The sequence below is a fragment of the Citrobacter sp. MGH103 genome (genome assembly GCF_001034475.2).
Classification (GTDB): Bacteria; Pseudomonadota; Gammaproteobacteria; order Enterobacterales; family Enterobacteriaceae; genus Citrobacter; species Citrobacter freundii.
Genome location: NZ_CP073043.1, coordinates 640,764 through 661,602, shown reverse-complemented (window position 1 = coordinate 661,602; position 20,839 = coordinate 640,764). Strand labels below are relative to the sequence as shown.

The 20,839-nt window shown below is 51.5% G+C and carries 20 protein-coding genes and 1 pseudogene; 7 read left to right on the top strand and 14 right to left on the bottom strand.

The genetic code is table 11. From position 1 onward, the window contains the following. Positions 1-201 precede the first annotated feature (201 nt). The 5 genes and pseudogenes from SK33_RS03220 to SK33_RS03200 form a co-directional block, all read right to left on the bottom strand. Positions 202-713, bottom strand: a pseudogene (locus SK33_RS03220) (ATP-binding protein). 246 nt (positions 714-959) lie between these two features. Further along, on the bottom strand, positions 960-1,640 hold the full coding sequence (locus tag SK33_RS03215) for an inovirus Gp2 family protein (RefSeq protein ID WP_048218655.1): 681 nt from the start codon (positions 1,638-1,640) through the stop codon (positions 960-962). 258 nt (positions 1,641-1,898) lie between these two features. Continuing rightward, on the bottom strand, positions 1,899-3,413 hold the full coding sequence (locus SK33_RS03210) for a YfjI family protein (RefSeq protein ID WP_048218656.1): 1,515 nt from the start codon (positions 3,411-3,413) through the stop codon (positions 1,899-1,901). A gap of 59 nt (positions 3,414-3,472) precedes the next feature. Next, positions 3,473-3,709: a helix-turn-helix transcriptional regulator gene (locus SK33_RS03205; RefSeq protein ID WP_048218657.1), complete on the bottom strand. Its 237-nt coding sequence runs from the start codon at positions 3,707-3,709 to the stop codon at positions 3,473-3,475. 106 nt (positions 3,710-3,815) lie between these two features. Beyond that, positions 3,816-4,895, bottom strand: a complete 1,080-nt coding sequence (locus SK33_RS03200; RefSeq protein ID WP_048218658.1) for a hypothetical protein — start codon at positions 4,893-4,895, stop codon at positions 3,816-3,818. A 233-nt stretch (positions 4,896-5,128) separates the two neighbouring features. On the opposite strand from SK33_RS03200, the gene SK33_RS03195 reads away from it, so the two are divergent. After that, positions 5,129-5,287, top strand: coding sequence for a hypothetical protein (locus tag SK33_RS03195; protein ID WP_102016203.1), 159 nt, complete (start codon positions 5,129-5,131; stop codon positions 5,285-5,287). On the opposite strand, the gene SK33_RS03190 is transcribed toward SK33_RS03195, so the two are convergent. Together SK33_RS03190 and SK33_RS03185 are read right to left on the bottom strand one after the other, a co-directional pair. Further along, positions 5,284-5,898: a Fic/DOC family protein gene (locus SK33_RS03190; protein ID WP_174330013.1), complete on the bottom strand. Its 615-nt coding sequence runs from the start codon at positions 5,896-5,898 to the stop codon at positions 5,284-5,286. The two genes, SK33_RS03195 and SK33_RS03190, sit on opposite strands and share 4 nt — an antisense overlap. A gap of 4 nt (positions 5,899-5,902) precedes the next feature. Beyond that, the gene (locus tag SK33_RS03185) at positions 5,903-7,219 is read right to left on the bottom strand and encodes a tyrosine-type recombinase/integrase (RefSeq protein ID WP_048218659.1); all 1,317 of its coding nucleotides are present in this window, start codon (positions 7,217-7,219) and stop codon (positions 5,903-5,905) included. 316 nt (positions 7,220-7,535) lie between these two features. Here SK33_RS03185 and hdeB point away from each other — a divergent pair, with 316 nt between their 5' ends. After that, positions 7,536-7,787 (top strand): acid-activated periplasmic chaperone HdeB, encoded by a 252-nt coding sequence (gene hdeB, locus SK33_RS03180; RefSeq protein WP_007372196.1) that lies wholly within the window; start codon positions 7,536-7,538, stop codon positions 7,785-7,787. A gap of 51 nt (positions 7,788-7,838) precedes the next feature. Here the strand turns inward: hdeB and SK33_RS03175 are convergent, their stop codons facing one another. Genes SK33_RS03175 through SK33_RS03155 form a run of 5 tightly spaced genes read right to left on the bottom strand, consistent with a single transcriptional unit; the run spans position 7,839 to position 13,212 of the window. Further along, positions 7,839-8,642: an MIP/aquaporin family protein gene (locus tag SK33_RS03175; RefSeq protein WP_032655135.1), complete on the bottom strand. Its 804-nt coding sequence runs from the start codon at positions 8,640-8,642 to the stop codon at positions 7,839-7,841. A gap of 53 nt (positions 8,643-8,695) precedes the next feature. Beyond that, a complete protein-coding gene (locus tag SK33_RS03170) occupies positions 8,696-10,507 on the bottom strand; it encodes a diol dehydratase reactivase subunit alpha (RefSeq protein ID WP_007372194.1) in 1,812 nt (603 codons plus the stop codon). 10 nt (positions 10,508-10,517) lie between these two features. After that, positions 10,518-10,946, bottom strand: coding sequence for a diol dehydratase small subunit (locus SK33_RS03165; protein WP_007372193.1), 429 nt, complete (start codon positions 10,944-10,946; stop codon positions 10,518-10,520). Positions 10,947-10,948: 2 nt separating this feature from the next. Continuing rightward, a complete protein-coding gene (locus SK33_RS03160; RefSeq protein WP_009652918.1) occupies positions 10,949-11,533 on the bottom strand; it encodes a propanediol/glycerol family dehydratase medium subunit in 585 nt (194 codons plus the stop codon). 11 nt (positions 11,534-11,544) lie between these two features. Then, a complete protein-coding gene (locus tag SK33_RS03155) occupies positions 11,545-13,212 on the bottom strand; it encodes a propanediol/glycerol family dehydratase large subunit (RefSeq protein ID WP_016241522.1) in 1,668 nt (555 codons plus the stop codon). A 391-nt stretch (positions 13,213-13,603) separates the two neighbouring features. Here SK33_RS03155 and SK33_RS03150 point away from each other — a divergent pair, with 391 nt between their 5' ends. From SK33_RS03150 to SK33_RS03135, 4 genes are read left to right on the top strand one after another with little or no spacing between them, the layout of a single operon-like run. Beyond that, a complete protein-coding gene (locus SK33_RS03150) occupies positions 13,604-14,032 on the top strand; it encodes a GlcG/HbpS family heme-binding protein (RefSeq protein ID WP_007372190.1) in 429 nt (142 codons plus the stop codon). 22 nt (positions 14,033-14,054) lie between these two features. Continuing rightward, positions 14,055-15,218 carry a 1,3-propanediol dehydrogenase gene (dhaT, locus tag SK33_RS03145; RefSeq protein WP_048218660.1) on the top strand — a complete coding sequence of 388 codons (1,164 nt, stop codon included), beginning with the start codon at positions 14,055-14,057 and terminating at the stop codon, positions 15,216-15,218. Between the two features lie 16 nt (positions 15,219-15,234). Then, positions 15,235-15,588 (top strand): glycerol dehydratase reactivase beta/small subunit family protein, encoded by a 354-nt coding sequence (locus SK33_RS03140; RefSeq protein ID WP_048218661.1) that lies wholly within the window; start codon positions 15,235-15,237, stop codon positions 15,586-15,588. Next, on the top strand, positions 15,589-16,119 hold the full coding sequence (locus SK33_RS03135) for a cob(I)yrinic acid a,c-diamide adenosyltransferase (protein WP_048218663.1): 531 nt from the start codon (positions 15,589-15,591) through the stop codon (positions 16,117-16,119). It abuts the gene before it with no gap. On the opposite strand, the gene dhaR is transcribed toward SK33_RS03135, so the two are convergent. Beyond that, the gene (gene dhaR / locus SK33_RS03130) at positions 16,097-18,022 is read right to left on the bottom strand and encodes a dihydroxyacetone kinase operon transcriptional regulator DhaR (RefSeq protein ID WP_048218664.1); all 1,926 of its coding nucleotides are present in this window, start codon (positions 18,020-18,022) and stop codon (positions 16,097-16,099) included. The two genes, SK33_RS03135 and dhaR, sit on opposite strands and share 23 nt — an antisense overlap. A gap of 91 nt (positions 18,023-18,113) precedes the next feature. Further along, positions 18,114-19,211, bottom strand: a complete 1,098-nt coding sequence (locus SK33_RS03125) for a glycerol dehydrogenase (RefSeq protein ID WP_048218665.1) — start codon at positions 19,209-19,211, stop codon at positions 18,114-18,116. Between the two features lie 556 nt (positions 19,212-19,767). On the opposite strand from SK33_RS03125, the gene dhaK reads away from it, so the two are divergent. After that, positions 19,768-20,838 (top strand): dihydroxyacetone kinase subunit DhaK, encoded by a 1,071-nt coding sequence (gene dhaK / locus SK33_RS03120; protein ID WP_007372180.1) that lies wholly within the window; start codon positions 19,768-19,770, stop codon positions 20,836-20,838. Position 20,839: the final 1 nt, after the last annotated feature.

Sequence of the window (20,839 nt, the reverse complement as noted above, 5' to 3'; positions counted from 1 at the left end):
AACCGGTTTATTCTCCACCAGATAACGACCTGAGTATGCTAGATGCATGCGACAGACTATGTCGCAATAATAAAAAAATCAGTGGAAAGACACGGCACGGTTATTGGCCATTAGTGATGAATTGCATCCCTTACTTATCCTTTCCAGTAACTTTGGGCGATAGCCTATGAGGGAAAATATTATAACCTGTTCTGCTTTAAGCTATTCAGGGTAATTCTCAGCCGGAGGATTACTTTTTGAAATGGGCAGAGCTGAGTCACATGCGAACGTCTGGCCCCACTGCCCGAACGGCAGGTTGGATGTCAGGATCATCGCGCTCTTCTCATAACATTTGGCGATATCTAGAAGAACATCTTGACGTCCTCCTGGCTGAACGGAAAATAGCCTATTTCATCGATGATAAACAGCTTTGGGGCCATGACACCGCGATTGAGTGTAATTTTGTAGGGACCCTGGCGCTGTCAAGTCGACAGCTGTAGTTGTAGGTCTGCTGCTGTTGTGAAATGAACCTTGATATCCGCCCACACGGCTTCGTAACCCATGGCTATCGCCAGATGCGTTTTCCCCACGCCTGATTGCCCCAGCAACATGATGTTTTCGTTACACTCGATGAAGCTCAGGGATCGCAACGACTGGATTTGCTTTTGAGGGGCACCGGTGGCGAAGGCGAAGTAGTACTCCTCGGACGCCCTCACCGCCGGGAGCGCTGCCATCCTCATGTACATTGCCTGTTTACGCTGATAGCTGATATTTGAACGTTCAAGCCGGTTGTTATAAGCCGTATCGCTTACGTCTTGTTTTCTGAAAGGCTGCTACAGCTGCTACATGTAGCGGGTTGTAGCAGGGTTTGGATTCACGATTTAAAATTTCTTCGCTAGGGAGAGTGTTTTTTATGCGAGTAAGATCACATCTTTCCCGGCGCAACGGTTATTGGGTTGAGCACTATGCCTTACGAATAATTAGCCTGAGTATTGGCTTGTGCCAAAGTTGCGGTAACCGCTGTGGACATCCTTAGTTCTGGTTTTGGCCAAATACGCCAGTCGAACCAGGAAATTCCAGTAGACTGGGTTACGATCCAGTGCATCAAATCTGCTAAACCTGTAAACAGTATTTGGTGGAAATTCAGTTAATGCTGCGTAATCTGGGTAATCAAGCCCTAAAGCACTGCACCAGGCTTTCTGTATTCGGGTAGCCATATTGTCAGCATCGGGGTCCTGGTAATTCCCCAGGTACCCATAGACGTCTGCATTGAACAACAACACAAGGTGATAATGTGGGTGTACGCTTGTATCGCGTTCCCTGCACCATCCATAAGATGGTAATGTCGGATCTCCCGGTCTTCTGGACCGGTTATGATCTGCTCGTAACTGGCTTTTCAGTGACTCGTAGAAGCGAGTGATTGCCTGCTCATCATCCCGCTGGAAGCATATTGGTAGATCAGGCTCTCCTGGTACATGGGACTGAGCGAATCTCGAGTCAGTACGAATACCTAGTATTCGGTTATTCTTCATCAGTGTGCCGTAGACCATGTTAAGCAGTGGGTTGAGAATATTTAGGTCAATGGGTGATCTATACTTTCTGGAGGCTATTTCTACCAAGTCATGGATTTCTTCATTGGTAAGTGAATATTGTGATTCCATAATAATCCTTAAGTATGTAAATAATAATCTTTGGATAATGGGTAGCCCTCATGCTACCCATGTGATGTTGGCTGTAACTCCTGCAGGGGAGTTACTGTTGATAATTAATAATTAGGTATGGAACCTTAATTAAGGTATATTACATATACCACCTTAAAATCATGAATTGACCTCCCTAGTAATTTAAGTTGATGCCGCATGGTTATTGAACTTTAGAACAAAAAAATATTTTCCAGAAAGACTTTAGCTACTCTGAAGTTATTTATTATTTGGCAACTTATTAAAGCCAATAGATCCGGATGAAATTAACGGTATGTTTAATGCTTTAGCCAAATCACTAGATTTCGCTTCTGAACCAGTAAATTTAACATAGTCAATTCCATCCTCTTTAAATAACTGTACCTTACCATCTTTTTCAAGTTCCTTTAAAACGGGTATCAGGTGCTCTATGTTCCTAAGAGAATTTGGGCCATCTCTACGAATGCTATGCCTCCTGAAGTCGAAGGACTTATTAGTGATAACATGTTCCTCAAGCCAAAATAACAATTTTTCTTTCTCGCTAGGTTTTCTGTTAGCGTCTACTTTTAAAATTAAATGAGTAGTACACCATTCGCTTATTTTAACTGCTGATAGAAAAGTATCCTTAGTAATTATTGATGATTCGGGTGTAATAAACATTTGTATTACTGCTGCAATTCTCGTAACTTGCTCCATAATTCTGGAACCAACATCATCATAGTGATGCAACTCCTCTCCTGGTTGCATGAGTTCCCTGATTCGTTTGTTGTGTGTATCCCATAACGCTCTCGCCTCTTCAGATAAAGTAATACAGATACGTTCTTCATTTTTTTCTCTACGCTCTATCCCGTCTTGTAAATGCTTAACGAGAATAGATAAAAAACCATCAAGCCCTGGCTCATCAGACCATGAACAGGCATCAGGGATATCGCACAATTCAGGTATTTGCTCAAGATCGATTAATAATAAACGGGCTAAGAACCCTGAATTTCTTAACTTTTTTCCTTGCTTGTTTATAAAGTCGTTAAATAATGTAGGTTGCAGTAAAAGCAATATGGTCAGCCGGACATCATCAACATCGTAGCTGTCACGAGATGCTCTACTGTCTGAGATTCTCCCTTCTCCCCAAAGAGAGTTGAGTACTGATATATCGCGAAAAAGGCTACTGTCAAACACCCCTCCGGCTTCATCAGAACCGAGCATTAATGACGGAGATCCCAGAGCTAATGTCTTTTTAAGTCCCTCGCTTGTCGAATCATTTTTAGTCAGATACTTTCTTACGGGTGCTACCGGTCCACTTTTCTGACATTCCTCCAGTGCTTCGCGTGTTTCAGCTACATCAACCTTCTGGCGAACAGCTTTGCTAAATTGCTTTTTAAGTTCTTTTAATTCCGTATCCCAAGATATTTTTTTCAGTTCATAAAATTTTTCCTTTTCCAGAAAGATATTCTTCAGTTCCTTTTCCATTTGATGGATTGTTTCCATCAGTGCTTTGAATACTGTTGATTTCCTGCTACCTGAACGTGCTAATAAAAGGAGATAAAGTGATGTAAATGTTCTCCCGTTTTTAATCTGAACATCAAATTTATCCTGGCAGGAAAATGCCATTACCCCAAGTAATACGATTAAAATAAGTTCAGCGCGAGCTCCTGTTTTGTAATGTATGTAGCTTATTAACCGTTGCACAAAAGTAGGTAGTATCTGAAATTCAAGACAGAGCTCTTGATCTTGTTTAGATCTATTTATCTTAGACATACATTCATCGTGCCTCACTTTTAGAAATAATTAATGTTGTTCTAATAAATTTTTGATGACTATCTTTCATTTATCCAGTACAAAAGATCACTAAGCAACCAGCCACACGACTTCGCCCCAAGTGATTTACGTTGGGGAAACTTGCCAGCCTTTTCGAGCTTCCAGGCTGTCGAGCGAGAAATCGAAGTGATATACTGGCGCTCTTTTTCCCGCACCAGACGGTCACCTTTCTCACCGTAGACATGCAGAATTTGCTGCCGTTGTTCAGGTGTTGGAATGTTAGATGTTGTACTCATACTGCCTCCTTCGTTTCGACAGAGGCAGTTTGTACGATTCAAATCAAAATTTAAAGAAGATGGGTCCCCATTAAGCTAATGTCTATTGAGAACCTTATTGAGATATTTATTTAAAATGAAGTGATGCATACTTGAGAACAAGAGCATCAATATAGTTCACTAATTGCGACGATGTAATTCTCTGCTGTAATTGATAGCCGTCCCCCTCCTTGCTCAATAAATTAGCCAATTCTTTTGATGTACTATTTGCATGACCGTATTTAATAAGCAAATATATAACATTATCCTTTACTGTAGAAAGGCGACCATCCTCAACAGCTAAAGATAACTGTCCCTCTTCTATTAAAGAGTCGTTAACCCATCTAGATATACTTTTATCGCTAACATCCTTTAAGGATATATGACAGTCATCCCTCACCACATTCAATATATCAGCTGCGTTTAAACGATTAATTTTACCATCTTTTTCTGAAAAACTTATTTTAAGCAACATTAAAACAATAAAGCTTTGTATATAGTAACCTTCCACTTCATGAATTTCATTTTCTTTAATTGTAAAAAACCGGGATAATTCTTGGCACCCAAAGTTATCAATATACAAGCATTCATGAGAGACAAAGATATTTTTATCAAAAATTAAATAATCCTTATCATCCCGACCAAAAACTTTAACCTCTTCTGGAATTTCATCCCACAATTCATTAGCATTTTTAAGATTGTAATTATCTTTTACCAAGTGAGTGGTGTTGGTAGGCTGCAGTCGCCAAAAGCCACTAGCATATCCATTGTAAACATATTTATAAAAACTACTCCTATTGAAATTTGTATCCTCTTTTATTTCAGATTGAGCGCAAGGTATGAAACTCCTTGTGGCAGCCTGTGGGCTTTTTTCATGTTGATAGAAGTCTCTACCAACACTGATGTCAAAAGTATCGTAGCGGTGTTCTTCTTTATTAGCATAACGATTGATTCGACAGTATTCTGAACGAAGATTAACATACAAGTTAATTTTATTGTCCAGCCATGTGGAAATGATATCCTCCAGTCTCACATGAAATTTTTTAGAGAAGTCACCAGCACTACATAAACCATCAGGGATATTCAGCTGCTCAGGAATTTTAAAAAGATCAGTAGCATCGAAAAAATTGGAATTGGAATTGGAATTGGAATTGGAATTGTTTTGCATTTATCACCACCAATACATTAACCTTATATTTTACAAGGCATTGTATCAAAATGGAGCGATAAATTTAAAAAATATTTAACGAAAGGACAGAATTTTCATCATTTCAAGCTAAGAGAAGCACGGTACTACTCTACGAGTAGTGCCGGTATTCACAACTTTCTCCTAACTGATAACAGCCTTGCGGGCAGTTCCCTTCCGAACTAGAATCAGTGCAGCAAAACGAGGGCTTCAAAATGACAAAAAAAACAGTACACAGCCAGATCACTAAAACTCAAATCTATCGTTCTGTTGCCAGCTCAACCGCAATAGAAACCGGTGTTTCTGTGCAAAAAATTGAGCAGCAACTCAAACAAAATCAGGCACAGGCGAAAGCCGTTGGCCTCGCCCGTTAATCTGGCAAGATGTCGCTCACTAGTTGCTTCATAGGGCTGTAGTTCCCTGATACACCTGCCTGTATTGCCTTAAAGTAAAACGCCTTGTGCACATCCCACAGGCTGTAATCAAGTAAGCCCTTCCCTGCCAGAACCGACAGCACATCACAAAGCAGTCTCGACAGACGCCCGTTACCTTCTCTGAATGGGTGGATCAAAATAAACTCCACGTGGCATTCAGCCAGATAATTGACCAGATCCGGACGAGCCAGAGATTTCAGTTCACCAGACCTAGAGAGAAACTGCTTCTCGAAACCATCAAGAAGAAGCGGAATCCTGTCGGCAGCAGCAAACTGAAAGCCATCCTTAGTCAAGTTGGCATTACGCAGCCTTCCCGCCCACTCGTACACATTCCCTAGCCAGTGGCGATGCCACCTGCTGATGTGCTCAAAAGCCAGCGCTTCAGGCGGCTGGCCCTCAATAAATAGTTGCTCATACAGCATCAGCAGTAGGCCCGATTCCAGCGCCTCCATTTCCTCTTCATCAATGATCCCCTGCTTATTAGCCAGCACTAAATCACCAGAGCCCGGCTGATACCGCTCTTCTGCTGAATTAAGCTCATATTTTGCCAAGCTCTCACCTCCGCCCAAACAAGTTCACAACGTTGTTTTCCTGCTGTCGCTGATAGTTGTTAACCCGGCCTTCCCAGATCTCAAGCGCCCTACGCTTTTCAGGCAGATAATCATAACGGTCATAGTGTTTCGAACTGACGTCATTCAAAGCGTGATTCTGGATACGGTCGCGGATCTCTTTGCTGATCCCCGCCTCCCCCATTAGAGTCTTACAAGTCCGGCGTAAATCTCGCGCCGTGAAAACTTTAAACTCAGGATTAAAAGCCCGAAAATACATAATGGAACGCGCCAAACTATCGGTACGTACCGGGCGCTCACTGTTTGTAGATAATGGGAAAATAAAGGGACTGCTGCTTTCCTTCGTCAGCTCTTTCACTGAGGCTAATTCCTGTAGTGCCGATTCAGTCAGCGGGATCAAATGCTCACGCTTGTTTTTCGATACATCGGCAATGACCAGCAACGTCTTTTGCTGCCAATCAATCGCGCTCCACTGGCTGGCTATCATTTCGAACGGGCGCTGCCCGCCAGCATAAACACAGAAGCGGATTAGGTACTGCATCAGCGGCCCAACGTTGGTGGCCTGAGCGAACTGCTCCATGACAAAACGAAGCTCTTCCAGCGTTAACCATGTATCACCCACTTTTTCTGCCGAGGACTGTTTCGGTATGGCCGATACCGGATTAACTTCAAGCCCGAACGTAATGCCCACGCTGGTATTCATCGGATCGTTATCGGCCTTCAGACCGTAGTTAAATGCCGCCATAAGGTAGGAACGAATTCGGTTCGCATGGACTACAGCATCACGCTGGATAATACCTGAGAGAATGGTCTTGATCTGCAGAGGTGTTACATCCTTCGCTTTGGTTTCGCGAGGAATAACCGTATAGCACTCTCTTTCCATGCGCTTCAATACATCAGCCCATGTCCGCTTGTTGTCGAGCTTCATCTTATTGACGTAACCATGCACCAGTTCTTCAAACGATCCCTGAGAACGATGCAACTGCATAATGTGCTGTTCGGCCAGGCGCTGTTGCTCAAGCTCTTGCTGGGGCTCTTTTCCTTCAACAAGCCAGGCACCATACTTTTTCGCCAGCTCATTGGCCGTCACCAGTTTCATCTCAGGCCAGATGCCCAACTGGATGAACTTCTCTTTCTTACCTTTCTCAACGTAATAACGGAAATAAAAAACTTTGCTGCCTGAAGGCTGAACCTTAACGCCAAGCCTGCCAGTACCACGTTGAGCACTGTTGCTCCACACGTAGTACGCCGTGCTTTTTGTCTTCAATCCACGTATAGCAGTCTCAGTAAGATTAGCGGCCATGAGGTTACCTTTCTAAGGATAAGCGTTACCTGACCCGATGCCCATTTTGGGTCAGGTAATGGGTCAGGTAACGATAGTACAATGGGGAGACGAGACAACCAATCAGAAACAAAAACAACATCATAACTGATTGATTATAGACAATTAAAAATACAATAAGCGTCAATAGCGAACGATTAGAAACATGCCAATTTTATGACTCATAATGAACCCTGTTCCATGGCTCCAGATGACAAACATGATCTCATATCAGGGACTTGTTCGCACCTTCCCTAAAGCACTCGTATTGACCGTGGCGGCTACCACATTCTGTCTGATGACCAGCCCGGCGTTCGCGGTTGAGGAAACCACGCCGCAGAATATGACCTGTCAGGAATTTATGGATATGAACCCAAAAAGCATGACCCCGGTGGCCTTCTGGGTAGTGAATCGCAACACCGACTTTAGCGGCGGCGACTATGTTGACTGGCATGAAGTCGAGACCGTTTCGGTACCGAAAATGCTGCAGGAGTGCCACAAGAACCCCGCCGCTAAACTTGGCGATCTCAGCGCGGTCATCAAAAAATAACCCCCCCGGCATCAGGCCGGGGAAACCCGCCGCGCTGCGGCGGGTCCCGCTTTACTCATCGATACCGCATTCGCACGGCAGAAAGCGGCCGATAAGCTTGCGATACAAAAACGCCCCGATAATCGCCCCCACCACCGGCGCCAGCAGCGGCACCAGAAAGTAAGGGATCGCCAGCCCACCGGTAAAGGCGATCGAGCCCCACCCGGCCAGACTGGTAAACAGTTTTGGGCCGAAGTCGCGCGCCGGATTCAGCGCAAAGCCGGTTAGCGGCCCCATCGACGCGCCGATCACGGCGATCAGCAAGCCAATCAGCAACGGCGCCAGCGGCCCGCGCGGAATTCCGTTGCCGTCGTCGGTCAGGGCCATGATCATCGCCATCAGGATTGCCGTGATGGTGGTCTCAACGGCAAACGCTTGTATAAAAGTGATATGTGGATGCGGGTACGTGGAAAAGACCCCGGCCAGGTTAAGGCTGGCGGCAGTGCCGCGCACGATATGCTGACTCTGTTCAAGATCGAGAAACAGCTGGCGATAGAGCCCATACACCAGCGCGGCGGCGCAGAAGGCCCCGGCCGTCTGGGCAACAATAAACGGCAGCACCTTGCGGCGTTCAAAACAGGCGAACAGCCACAGGGCAATGGTCACCGCCGGATTAAGGTGCGCGCCGGAGACACCGGCCGTCAGGTAGATGGCCATGGCGACGCCAAGGCCCCAGATAATACTGATCTCCCACTGACCAAAGCTGGCCCCGGCGACCCGCAGCGCAGCGACGCAGCCCGCGCCGAAGAAAATGAGCAATCCGGTGCCAAGAAACTCGGCCACGCACTGCCCGGTTAAGGTAGAAGTCTGGTTCATTATCGGCATCCTGAAATAGCACGTTAAAGAGAGAGGCTGGCGCGAGCGCCCGTTTAATTCGCCTGACCGGCCAGTAGCAGCCCGGTGGCGACCGCATTGCGCGGCCCTTCTGTTCCCCGAATATTGCCCTGCCCGGCGACTACGCCATAGTGCGACAAGGCTTCCGTGATAAGCTGCGGGATCTCAAAGTCCAGCGATGAGCCGCCCACCAGCACCACAAAGGCGATATCGCGAATGGAACCGCCGGGTGAGACCTGGCGCAGCGCGCGCAGGCAGTTGGTCACAAAAACCTTCTCTTTCGCCTGCCGGCGCACGAGACGAATTTTTTCCAGCGGGCTGGCGTTATCGATCGGCACCAGTTCGCCCTCCTTGATGTACACCACTTTGGCGAACACCGCCGGGCTGAGGGCTTCCCGAAAGAACTCCACCGCGCCATTCTCGTGACGAATACTGAACAGGCTTTCCACTTTGGCCAGCGGGTATTTTTTTATCGCTTCCGCCAGCGAAAGATCCTCGAGGCCCAGCTCGGTTTTAATCAACAGGCTGACCATATTCCCCGCCCCGGCGAGATGGACCGCCGTTATCTGCCCCTCCGCGTTGACGATCGCCGCATCCGTCGAGCCGGCGCCGAGATCGAGGATCGCCAGCGGCGCCGCACAGCCGGGAGTGGTTAACGCCCCGGCGATGGCCATGTTGGCCTCCACGCCGCCCACCACCACCTCGGTCTGCAGTCGGGCGCTCAGTTCGCGGGCGATAACCTGCATTTGCAGACGGTCCGCTTTCACCATCGCCGCCATCCCGACGGCATTTTCCATGGCGCACTCGCCGGCCATCCCGCCCTGCACCTTGCGCGGAATAAACGTATCCACCGCCAGCAGATCCTGGATGTATATCGCGCTCATCTCATGGCCGGTCAGGGACGCCATTACCTTTCGCACCCGCTCCAGCATGCCGCCTGCGTGCGTGCCTGCTTCACCACGAATATCACACACGGGCGCGCAGGCGCTCATCGCCTGCATAATGGCCTGCGCGCCTTGCGCTACGTCGGCTTCACCGCCACGCTTTTCACCACGGATAAAGATCTTACCCGCCGGGATCACTCTTGATCGCACATCTCCCTGCGGGGTTTTCAGCACCACAGCGGAACGGTTGCCAATCAGCGCTCTGGCGATGGGGACAATAGTTTGTGTTTCCTCAGGGGTCAGGGCAAAGAAGGTTGCGATACCGTAAGGATTCGACAGCACCCGCACCACCTGTCCCGGGGCCGCCACTTCCACCGCCGCCAGCACGCCTTCCGGCACCTTCTCCAGTAGAGTGACTTCATCAACCACCGGTATTGGCCGATGCAGGCGATTATTCACCAGCACGCCATCATCTTTTTTCAGGATGGCCGCCACCACGTTGACGCCGCGATCCAGCGCTTCATTGATAAACCAAACCGCCTCAAGGAAATCCATCTCCTCACCCACCAACGGTATCCAGCCCTGGGCAAATCGATCCTCGCTCAACGCCGCCAACTTCTCCACGGCGATGGTGGTTCCCATGCCCACGCCAACGCCGCCGGGCGTTTGCGGGTTATGACCAATCATCGTTGATTCGGTAATGATGGTTTCAGTGATGGTTTCCATCGCCACATCGCCAATCACCGGTGCGGCCTCGTTGATGCAGATTTTTGCCACGTCCTGCAGCGACCACGGCGTTTTATCCAGCGCCTGCTGCAGGGACGCGACCACCCCGGCGATATTCTCCCGCGTGCCTTTCATCCCGGTCGTGGCGACAATCCCGCTGCCGATAAACCGGCCATCCTGCGCCAACGCCACTTCAGTGGTGGCGTTGCCGATATCGATCCCTGCAATTAACGGCATGCTGCCTCCGTCACTGACTGCCTTTACGCAGCTTATTTCTCTGCTGGTATACCTCTGCCGACTCGCGGACAAACCCGGCGTTCACCGTGGCGTGCCAGGTGTGTTCCAGTTCATCGGCAATGGCCTGCAACTCGGCGAACGAAGAACGAAACGGCCTCAGTGCGTTGTAGATCTCCAGAATGCGGGCATCCGGGATCGCAATCAGTTCTGCCGCACGACGAAAATTGCGCGCCACGGCATGACGCTGCATCTGCTCGGCAATCTGCGCCTGGTACTCCAGCGTTTGCTGAGAAATACGCACATCCTGCGGCCCTACGCGGCCCGCCAGCACATTCTCAAGGGTAATGTCGGTTAGCGGCTTGCCGCCAGGCGTCCGGATTTTCTCCGGGCAGCGGGTGGCTAATGGGTAATCCTGCGCGGTCATGATGTTGTCGTTCATGGTCATTCCCTTACCAGTGCAATATGCAACGTGACAGGCGCAGCATCCTGCACCACGTGTTTGGTTTCTTTGATGTGAAACAGCGCGGCCTTGGCCATAAATTTAGGGCGCACCATCTGGTCATTGACCACTGGCACCGGCGAAGGCGACTCTTTGCGTGCATAGCGTGCGGCGTTTTTACCAATCTGACGATAGGTTTCCAGCGTCAGCAGCGGAGCCTGAGAAAACAGTTCCAGGTTACTTAGCGGCAGCAGATCGCGCTGATGAATCACCGTGGTTCCTTTCGACTGGATACCAATCCCAATGCCTGAGCCGCTGAGATTTGCCGCATCCCATGCCATAAAAGAAACATCTGAGGTGCGCAGGATCCTCACTACTCGCGCATGCAGCCCCTCTTCTTCGATGCCAGCAACCAGCTCTTTCAAAATCGCGTTGTGCGGCATATCAATCAAGGTTTTATGCTGATACTTATCAAAGGCCGGGCCGACGCCTATCACGACTTCATCCACGCGTTCGTCCGCTTTAGCCGCCTCGCCTTCGCTCACCTGTAAGATGAAAACCGGCTTACGTTCAGTTGTGCATTCCACTGTGTACCGCCTTATTCGATCGAGCCGGGCTGAACCACGCCCGCAATATTTTTAATTTCCGCCCAGCGTTCGGCACTGATGCGATAGCCGGTACCAGGTCCCTGATAATCATTGATGTCGTTGACGGCGCTGACGACGTCGAACTGGCGATCCAGAATAGCCGACGTTTGCAGGTAATCACCGGTAACACGCTGTCTCAGCATATTGAGGATGTTACTGGCGATATCTTCGAAACCGCTACGGCTTAGTGCGCCGACGATATCCAGCCCGGTGATATTGCGCTTCATCATCTCTTCCACGGCGGCCAGATCTTCCACCACATTGCGCGCGGGCATATCTTTGCTGCCGTGAGCATAAGTAGCAGCTTCGACTTCTTCATCGCTAATCAGCGGCAGGCCCAGTTCGCGGAACACTGCCTGAATGGCGCGTGCGGCCTTATTGCGAATGGCGATGGTTTCCTCTTCCGTGACCGGACGCAGACCGCCGTCAACCATCAGATCGCGTTGCAGAATGTTGTAATCATCGAAATCTTCAGCGTCGAAGTTCGATCCGGCAAACATGTTGTCGTAGTTGGGTACCGCGCTGTAACCGGAGAAAATAAAGTCGGTACCCGGCAGCATCTGCATCAGGGTGCGGGCAGTACGGCGAATATCGGAGTGGGAAAAGGTCTGGTCATTGGCGGAGGCCACTTCAAGGTCGAGCATTGAGGCAATCAGGTTTTCCGCCAGCACCGCGCGGATCCCCGACGGCACCGCGCCGGTCATGCCAATACAGCTGACCGCACCGTTTTGCAGCCCCTGTACGCCCGCGCCTTTGGTGATAAAGATGCAGCGCGACTCCAGATAGAGCATCGATTTACTCTCGGAATAGCCCATCAGCGCTTCCGAACCGGTGCCAGAGGTGTAGCGCATTTTCAGTCCGCGAGACGCATAGGCCGAGGCGAGAAACGCTTTGGACCACGGCGTATCATCGCCGTCGGTAAACACAGACTCTGTACCGTATACCGACACGGTTTCGGCGTAGCTGGTTAACCCGCGCATCCCCAGCTCCAGCTCAGTCGCCTCCTCAACGGAACATTGCGTGAGCACGCCGGGGCGACCGCACTGGGAACCCACCAGCAGCGCCAGGGCGTTAAACGGCGCATAGCGGGCGATCCCGACCGTCGTTTCCTGTTCTGAAAAACCACGGATCCCCGCTTCAGCCGCATCGGCGGCAATCTGTACCGGGTTGTCTTTCAGGTTGGTGACATGGCACTGGTTGGACGGCGTGCGTCTGGCGCGCATTTTTTGCAGCGCCATCATCATTTCCACCACGTTCATTTGCGCCATCACCTCCACCGCTTTCGCCGGGGTGATAGCGGTGGTAATAGCAACAATCTCTTCCCGGCTGACGTGGATATCCACCAGCATTCTGGCGATCTCCAGCGCGTCGAGCCGCATTGCCCGTTCAGTTTCAGCCACGTTAATCGCGTAGTCGGCAATAAAACGGTCAATCATGTCGAACTCGGCGCGGCTCTTGCCGTCCAGCTCAACAATACGACCATTCTCTACCTTCACCGACGAAGCCGGATCGTAGGGGCTTTCCATGGCGATCAGCCCCTCTTCAGGCCATTCGCCAATCAGCCCATCCTGATTTACAGGGCGCTTCGCAAGCACTTCGAATCGTTTTGATCTTCTCATAGTTTATGGACTCAAAAGATAAAAAATAGGGACGCCGGGCCGGATTGCCGGGGACACACCTCCCGGCATTCGCCTTTCATCAGCAATGGCCGAACTCTAAATGAGCACAGCAATAAAAAAATAAAATTAATTTCGTTCCAATTTGGCACGTAATAAAAATTCATCGTTCCATATTGAAACGGTTCTCAGGAATATTCGGAGCGAATTGTGACGAAGTTAAATGATCATTATCAATAAACACTAATACACAAAATTAAATTAATACTTTTTAAATTTTCACCCTATTGACTTAATAACGCGCGGCGAGAAAATAAAGCCAAACCCAATGATAAAAATAGCTGTATCGCGATATTTTCGTGACCTCAGCCCTACAACATTTTCAGGAGAGACTGTGAATAAGAGCCAACCAATCGCCACCATTACGCTGGCGGCGGCGAAAAAAATGGCGCAGGCCGTCGAGGCTAAAGCGCTTGAGATCAACGTGCCGGTGGTCTTTTCCGTGGTGGATCGCGGCGGCAACACGCTGCTGATGCAACGCATGGACGACGCGTTCGTCACCAGCTGTGATATTTCTCTTAATAAAGCGTATACCGCCTGCTGTCTGCGGCAGGGGACCCATGAAATTACCGACGCGGTACAACCGGGTGCGTCACTATATGGTTTACAGCTAACGAATCAACAGCGGATCGTTATTTTTGGTGGCGGCTTACCTGTCATGTTAAACGATAAATTAATCGGTGCTGTCGGCGTAAGTGGCGGTACTGTCGAACAAGACATGTTATTAGCGCAAACCGCACTGAATTGTTTCTCTGAATTATAATTTAAATCTAAGAAGGTAAATTATGAGCTATCGTATGTTTGATTACCTGGTGCCAAATGTGAACTTTTTTGGCCCGAATGCTATTTCCGTCGTGGGCGAACGCTGCAAACTGTTGGGCGGTAAAAAAGCGCTGCTGGTGACTGATAAAGGTCTGCGGGCCATTAAGGACGGCGCGGTTGATAAAACCCTCGAACATCTGCGTGAAGCCGGTATTGACGTGGTGGTTTTTGACGGCGTTGAGCCAAATCCCAAAGACACCAACGTGCGCGATGGTCTGGAGGTCTTTCGCAAAGATCATTGCGATATCATCGTTACCGTTGGCGGCGGTAGCCCGCATGACTGCGGTAAAGGCATCGGTATCGCGGCAACTCACGAAGGCGATCTCTACAGCTATGCCGGGATTGAAACCCTGACCAACCCGCTGCCGCCTATCGTTGCGGTGAATACCACCGCCGGTACCGCCAGCGAAGTCACCCGCCACTGCGTGCTGACCAATACCAAAACCAAAGTGAAGTTTGTGATTGTCAGCTGGCGTAACCTGCCGTCGGTCTCCATTAACGATCCGCTGCTGATGCTCGGCAAACCCGCCCCGCTGACCGCCGCGACCGGTATGGACGCCCTGACCCACGCCGTAGAAGCCTATATTTCCAAAGATGCCAACCCGGTCACCGACGCCGCCGCTATTCAGGCTATTCGCCTGATCGCACGCAACTTGCGTCAGGCCGTAGCGCTGGGCAGCAACCTGAAAGCTCGCGAGAACATGGCCTACGCCTCTCTGCTGGCGGGCATGGCCTTCAACAACGCCAACCTTGGTTACGTTCACGCAATGGCGCATCAGCTTGGCGGTCTGTACGACATGCCGCACGGCGTGGCGAATGCCGTTCTGCTCCCGCACGTGGCGCGCTATAACCTGATCGCTAACCCGGAGAAATTTGCCGATATCGCAGAATTTATGGGCGAAAACACTGACGGTCTGTCCACCATGGATGCCGCCGAACTGGCGATTCACGCCATCGCCCGTCTCTCTGCCGACATCGGTATCCCGCAGCATCTGCGCGAACTGGGCGTCAAAGAAGCCGATTTCCCGTATATGGCGGAAATGGCGCTGAAAGACGGCAATGCCTTCTCCAACCCGCGTAAAGGGAACGAGAAAGAAATTGCCGAGATCTTCCGTCAGGCATTCTGATAACGCAGGGGGCACAATGTCACTTTCATCACCGGGCGTAAATCTCTTTTATCACTCACGCTGGCAGGATACTCGCGTGCTTGATGAGCTGTGCTGGGGACTGGAAGAGCAAGGCGTCCCTTGCCGGTCAATCTGTTGCGACGAGCATGACTGCGCGCTGGCATTGAGCAAACTTGCGGCCAAAAGCTCAACGCTACGTGTCGGTCTGGGTCTTAACGCCACGGGTGATATTGCTTTAACCCACGCCCAGTTGCCCGAAGATCGGGCGCTGATCCGAGGGCATATCCGCGCCGGAATTGCGCAGATCCGAACGCTTGGCGCCAATGCCGGTCAACTGGTTAAAGTACTTCCCTTCAGCGAGATAAAATAAATGTACCGCATCTACACCCGAACCGGCGATAAAGGCACGACCGCGCTGTTTGGCGGCAGCCGTATCGACAAAGACGACATCCGCGTTGAGGCCTATGGCACGGTGGATGAACTGATTTCCCAGCTTGGCGTCTGCTATGCCAGCACGCACCAGACCGGGCTACGCCAGGACCTGCACGCCATACAGAAGATGCTGTTTGTACTGGGTGCGGAACTCGCCAGCGATGAGAAAGGACTCGCGCGCTTACAACAGCGTATTGGCGATGAGGATATTCAGGCGCTGGAGCAGCTTATTGACCGCAATATGGCGCAAAGCGGCCCGCTCAAAGAGTTTGTTATTCCGGGGAAAAATCTGCCATCGGCACAGCTACACGTCGCGCGAACCCTGGCGCGCCGACTGGAGCGGGTCCTTATCGCGATGAGCAGAACGCTGACGTTACGCGATGAACCCAGACGCTATATCAACCGACTGTCAGACGCGCTGTTCTCGATGGCGAGAATTGAAGAAACTAGTCCAGATGCTTGCGCTTAAACTGGCTGGCATCAATGTCGTACTGCTTCATCTTGCGCCACAGGGTGGTGCGACCAATATTCAGCAGTTGCGACATCTCCTGCACGCGCCCGCTGGTGACGCGGGCAGCATGGATAATCGCCTCTTTTTCGATAGCGGTAAAGGTCAGGCTGGCTGGCAGTAGTGAAGACGCCGTCTCCAGACCCGGACGTTCGGCAAACAGATAATCCGGTAGATTGCTCAGCCGAATATGGCCGTTATCACTGCTGATGGCGATGTTTTCGATAATGCTGTTCAGCTCAAAGTCATTGCCCGGCCACGAATAGGCCACCAGTTGTGCCAACGCGTCGTCGTCGATCTTCAGACTGGATGAAAAGCGTTTTTTCAGGCTATTCAGCCGCGTATAAATCAGCGAGGGAATACTGTTACGCCGCGCCCGCAGCGGGGGGATCACTATCTCAAAAGAGTGCAGCGCATAATACAGCTGACGGCTAAAGCGGTTTTGCTCCACCAGATTGGCGAGATCAACCGTGGTGGTGGCGATCACTTTGACATCCACCGGAATCAGCCGACGGGCATCCAGGCGGGTGAGTACCCCCTGCTTGATCACCTGTAACAGCGCGGATTGCAGCTCCGGCGCCAGATATTCAATTTTTTCCAGAAACAGCGTGCCGCCGTTCGCCAGTTCAAGACGGCTCAACCGGCCATTTTCATCGTCGGTGGGCGCACTGCCCATAAAATCCTGCCCCAGCACGCTGTTGGCATACAGCTGACAGTTCACGGCGATATACGGCCCGCTGGCGCGCTCGCTTTCATTGTGAATGGCCTGACTCAGCAGCTCCTTACCAACGCCCTCTTCTCCGCACAGCAGGATCGGGAAACTCCCCCTCGCTGCCTGGCGTCCAAAGTGGATCAAGCGGCGGGTTTCCGGATCGTCAGTCGACATCTGCTCAAAGGTGTGACTCACCTTGCCGAGCTGGCTGGTCATCAGCTGGCGCATTTGCTCCACCGGATGCAGCAGCAGGATAAAGCTGTTGCCCTGCTCCTCAACAATCGGTTTCAGGGTGATGACGGCATCAACAAACTGATGTTGGCTTTCAAAGGTAACTTCGACGTGATTCAGGCCGCGGGCATGTTTGATCGCCCGGCGCAGCAGCATGGGGAGATTGAGCAGATCGTGAATGTTTTTCCCCTGACTGGCCTGCGCATCGAGATGCAAAAGCAGCGCCGCACGCGCATTGAGGAACTGCAATACGCCCTGTTCGTTCCAGGCCATCACACCATCATCCATACTCTCCAGCAGCCCGTACATCTGGTTCAGATGGCGGTTGGATTCAGACAGCAGGCTGTCGGTCAGCAAAGAGTTGCCGACTTCTCTGGCAATCGCCAGCGTCAGGGATAAATCAGAAACGCACTCATGTTCCACCAGACAGCACAGCGAGATGGAGCCTAACAGTCGTCCATGATTATCGAAGACCGGCGTCGAGCAGAACGACCATGGATGCAGCGCCTGCTTAAAATGCTGATCGCCAGAGGTTTTTGTCGGCTGGCCCGGCATCGTCGCCAGTGACAGGGCACAACTGCCAATGATGCTTTCCGCACAGTAGCTGCCGTCGCGAAACCCAAGCTCCGCCAGCTGTTCCACCGTCTGCGGATCGCCGCAACGGCTGAGAATACAGGCTGATTCATCCAGAATCAGCAGCGCGCACGGTCGGCCGTCCATAAACTCCCAGGCATCTTCCAGCGCAGCCTGAGCAATCGTCAGCAGCGCCGTCTTGCGACGACAAATCGACTCAAAGGTCAGCCCCTGTGCCTGATGCGGCGCCTGCCAGGTTTCCCGCTGCATAAACTTGCTGCAACGATGCCATGACTGGGCAATGACTGAAGAGACTTCCTTCCCGATGCTATGCGTGTGCGCCGTCATATCCCTTTCCGCTGTTTAACCATAGACAACCCCTCCGGCAGAGACTGTCAGAGGGGGAGAAGATGCCGGATAAAAACTTACCGACGACTGATTAACGCGCCAGCCACTGCTGTCCCAGCAGGTCTGCCGTCAGTATCGCGGCATGTACGCTCTCAGGCGTCACCGGGAACGGCATATTGTGGATGGTTTCACCTTCCGCGCAGGTCGCTTTGGCCACGGCCATGATCTTGCCGTCAATGTCGTCTTTCACGCCCATTTCCGCTAACGTTACCGGCAGGCCTACTTTCTGACAGAAATTCAGCACGGTTTCGATCTCTTCCATCGGGCTGTTCTGCAGCACCAGCTGCGCCAGGGTACCGAAGGCCACTTTCTCACCGTGATACAGATGGTGGCACTCTTCAAGGATGGTGAAACCGTTGTGAATCGCGTGCGCGCCGGCCAGGCCGCTGCTCTCAAAACCGATACCGCTCAGATAGGTGTTGGCTTCGACAATACGCTCCAGCGCATCGGTCACCACTCCAGCCTGAGCCGCCAGGCGTGCTTTTTCGCCTTCCGCCAGCAGCGTATCATAGCACAGGCGCGCCAGGCTCAAGGCCGCCGCCGTGGACTGCCCGCCCGCCATGCTGGTGGCTCGCGCATCGAAGCAGGCCTTGGCTTCAAACCAGGTGGAGAGCGCATCGCCCATCCCGGCCACCAGCAAGCGTACCGGCGCTTTGGCGATAATCGCCGTGTCCATCACCACCATATCCGGGTTTTTCGGGTAGATCAGATACTCTTCAAACTCGCCCGCCTCGGTGTAGATAACCGACAGCGCGCTGGTCGGCGCATCGGTTGAGGCAATTGTCGGGATCACCACCACCGGCAGCTTCTGGTAATAGCCGATCGCCTTCGCGGTATCGAGGGTTTTCCCGCCGCCGATACCCACCACGCCGCGGCAGCCGTGCTGCTTAAGAATGGCGATCAGGCGGTTGATTTCCGCATGGCTGCACTCGCCGTTAAACCGTTCCGCATGGCAGCTAATATTGTGGCTATGCAGGCCGTTCAATACTTTGTCGCCCGCCAACTTCATCACGAAGTCATCGGCGATAACAAAAAAGCTGTCGGCCAGGTTTTTAGCGTATTCGCCAAACAGCATGGCGGCATCAGGTCCCTGGAGATATTTGGCTGGAGATTGAATAACTTTTAGCATTTCTTTCACCCTCAAATAAGTGCGTATGTTGACACGTGAGCCCAGGCCGTCATGCCGCGGCGCCTGATATCAATGGCGCTTACAGCCACGCTGCCGGAGCGATGCATCCACTGTAGGGCGAGCCGCGGCGAAAAAAATTTTTCCCTTTTTTGTTCTGTTCTGAAACAGATAAAAAAATAATGCGTTTCACATTGAAACAATTTGACTGAGAAAGCGATGGGATTGCGATCGCGATCGGATCATTTTGGCAAAAAAGCCGCTATCGTCTCCCCTCTTTAACGCAGAAAATTGCCTCAATGCGGCACAATGGCGAAAAAAATCATCCTTGCCCCATTTCTGATAGCAGAAAAAAACGGACAAATTATTAGCGCTGGCTCGCATTTCTCCTGTTTATCGGCAATTAATGTTCCATAAAGGAACAAAAATTCTTTTCTACGTTCCGTTATGGAATCAATTTTGACGGCATTTTATTTTGCGCCCGCTCAGCCAGAATCACTACATCGCCGGGCTACCCTTATAGACAGGCGACCTCCCCCTACCCTACGGAGCATAAACAATGAAAAAACTGATTAACCGTGTGGAAGATGTACTGAGTGAACAGCTTATCGGCCTGGCGAAGGCGCATCCTGAACTGACGCTGCACCAGGACCCGGTCTATGTCACCCGCGCTGATGCACCGGTCGCCGGCAAAGTGGCGCTGCTCTCCGGCGGCGGCAGCGGACACGAACCGATGCACTGCGGCTACATCGGCCAGGGCATGCTCTCCGGCGCCTGTCCGGGGGAAATTTTCACCTCGCCGACGCCGGACAAAATGTTCGAATGCGCGATGCAGATTGACGGCGGCGAAGGCGTCCTGCTGATTATCAAAAACTATACCGGCGACATCCTGAATTTTGAGACCGCCACCGAGCTGCTGCACGAAAGTGGCGTTAAGGTTACCACCGTCGTGGTGGATGACGACGTGGCGGTAAAAGACAGCCTCTATACCGCCGGACGCCGCGGCGTCGCCAATACCGTGCTGATTGAAAAACTGGTCGGCGCCGCCGCCGAACGCGGCGACTCGCTGGAAGCCTGCGCTGAACTGGGCCGCCGTTTAAATAACCTTGGTCACTCGATTGGCATCGCGCTGGGCGCCTGCACCGTACCGGCCGCCGGACAGCCCTCCTTTACCCTGAAAGATGATGAGATGGAGTTCGGCGTCGGCATCCATGGCGAGCCGGGTATCGACCGCCGCCGCTTCAGCTCGCTCGACCAAACCGTCGATGAGATGGTCGATACCCTGCTGGAAAACGGCGCATACAGCCGCACGCTGCGCCAGTGGGATAACGTCAAGGGAGCGTGGCAGGAAGTGAAACAGAGCAAAACCGCGCTGCAAAACGGCGATCGGGTTATCGCGCTGGTCAATAACCTCGGCGCCACCCCGCTTTCCGAACTGTACGGCGTTTACAACCGCCTTGCCCAGCGCTGCGAAGCGTCCGGCATTGTGATTGAACGCAACCTCATCGGCAGCTACTGCACCTCGCTGGATATGGCGGGTTTCTCCATCACCCTGCTGAAAGCGGATGATGACACGCTGGCGTTATGGGACGCCCCGGTCCATACCCCAGCGCTGAACTGGGGAAAATAAG

Bases quoted from the DNA above. Each gene is read 5' to 3' on its own strand.
- SK33_RS03215 (WP_048218655.1), bottom strand. From the start codon at position 1,640: ATGGAATCACAATATTCACTTACCAATGAAGAAATCCATGACTTGGTA.
- SK33_RS03210 (WP_048218656.1), bottom strand. From the start codon at position 3,413: ATGTCTAAGATAAATAGATCTAAACAAGATCAAGAGCTCTGTCTTGAA.
- SK33_RS03205 (WP_048218657.1), bottom strand. From the start codon at position 3,709: ATGAGTACAACATCTAACATTCCAACACCTGAACAACGGCAGCAAATT.
- SK33_RS03200 (WP_048218658.1), bottom strand. From the start codon at position 4,895: ATGCAAAACAATTCCAATTCCAATTCCAATTCCAATTCCAATTTTTTC.
- SK33_RS03195 (WP_102016203.1), top strand. From the start codon at position 5,129: ATGACAAAAAAAACAGTACACAGCCAGATCACTAAAACTCAAATCTAT.
- SK33_RS03185 (WP_048218659.1), bottom strand. From the start codon at position 7,219: ATGGCCGCTAATCTTACTGAGACTGCTATACGTGGATTGAAGACAAAA.
- hdeB (WP_007372196.1), top strand. From the start codon at position 7,536: ATGACCAGCCCGGCGTTCGCGGTTGAGGAAACCACGCCGCAGAATATG.
- SK33_RS03175 (WP_032655135.1), bottom strand. From the start codon at position 8,642: ATGAACCAGACTTCTACCTTAACCGGGCAGTGCGTGGCCGAGTTTCTT.
- SK33_RS03170 (WP_007372194.1), bottom strand. From the start codon at position 10,507: ATGCCGTTAATTGCAGGGATCGATATCGGCAACGCCACCACTGAAGTG.
- SK33_RS03165 (WP_007372193.1), bottom strand. From the start codon at position 10,946: ATGAACGACAACATCATGACCGCGCAGGATTACCCATTAGCCACCCGC.
- SK33_RS03155 (WP_016241522.1), bottom strand. From the start codon at position 13,212: ATGAGAAGATCAAAACGATTCGAAGTGCTTGCGAAGCGCCCTGTAAAT.
- dhaT (WP_048218660.1), top strand. From the start codon at position 14,055: ATGAGCTATCGTATGTTTGATTACCTGGTGCCAAATGTGAACTTTTTT.
- SK33_RS03140 (WP_048218661.1), top strand. From the start codon at position 15,235: ATGTCACTTTCATCACCGGGCGTAAATCTCTTTTATCACTCACGCTGG.
- SK33_RS03135 (WP_048218663.1), top strand. From the start codon at position 15,589: ATGTACCGCATCTACACCCGAACCGGCGATAAAGGCACGACCGCGCTG.
- dhaR (WP_048218664.1), bottom strand. From the start codon at position 18,022: ATGACGGCGCACACGCATAGCATCGGGAAGGAAGTCTCTTCAGTCATT.
- SK33_RS03125 (WP_048218665.1), bottom strand. From the start codon at position 19,211: ATGCTAAAAGTTATTCAATCTCCAGCCAAATATCTCCAGGGACCTGAT.
- dhaK (WP_007372180.1), top strand. From the start codon at position 19,768: ATGAAAAAACTGATTAACCGTGTGGAAGATGTACTGAGTGAACAGCTT.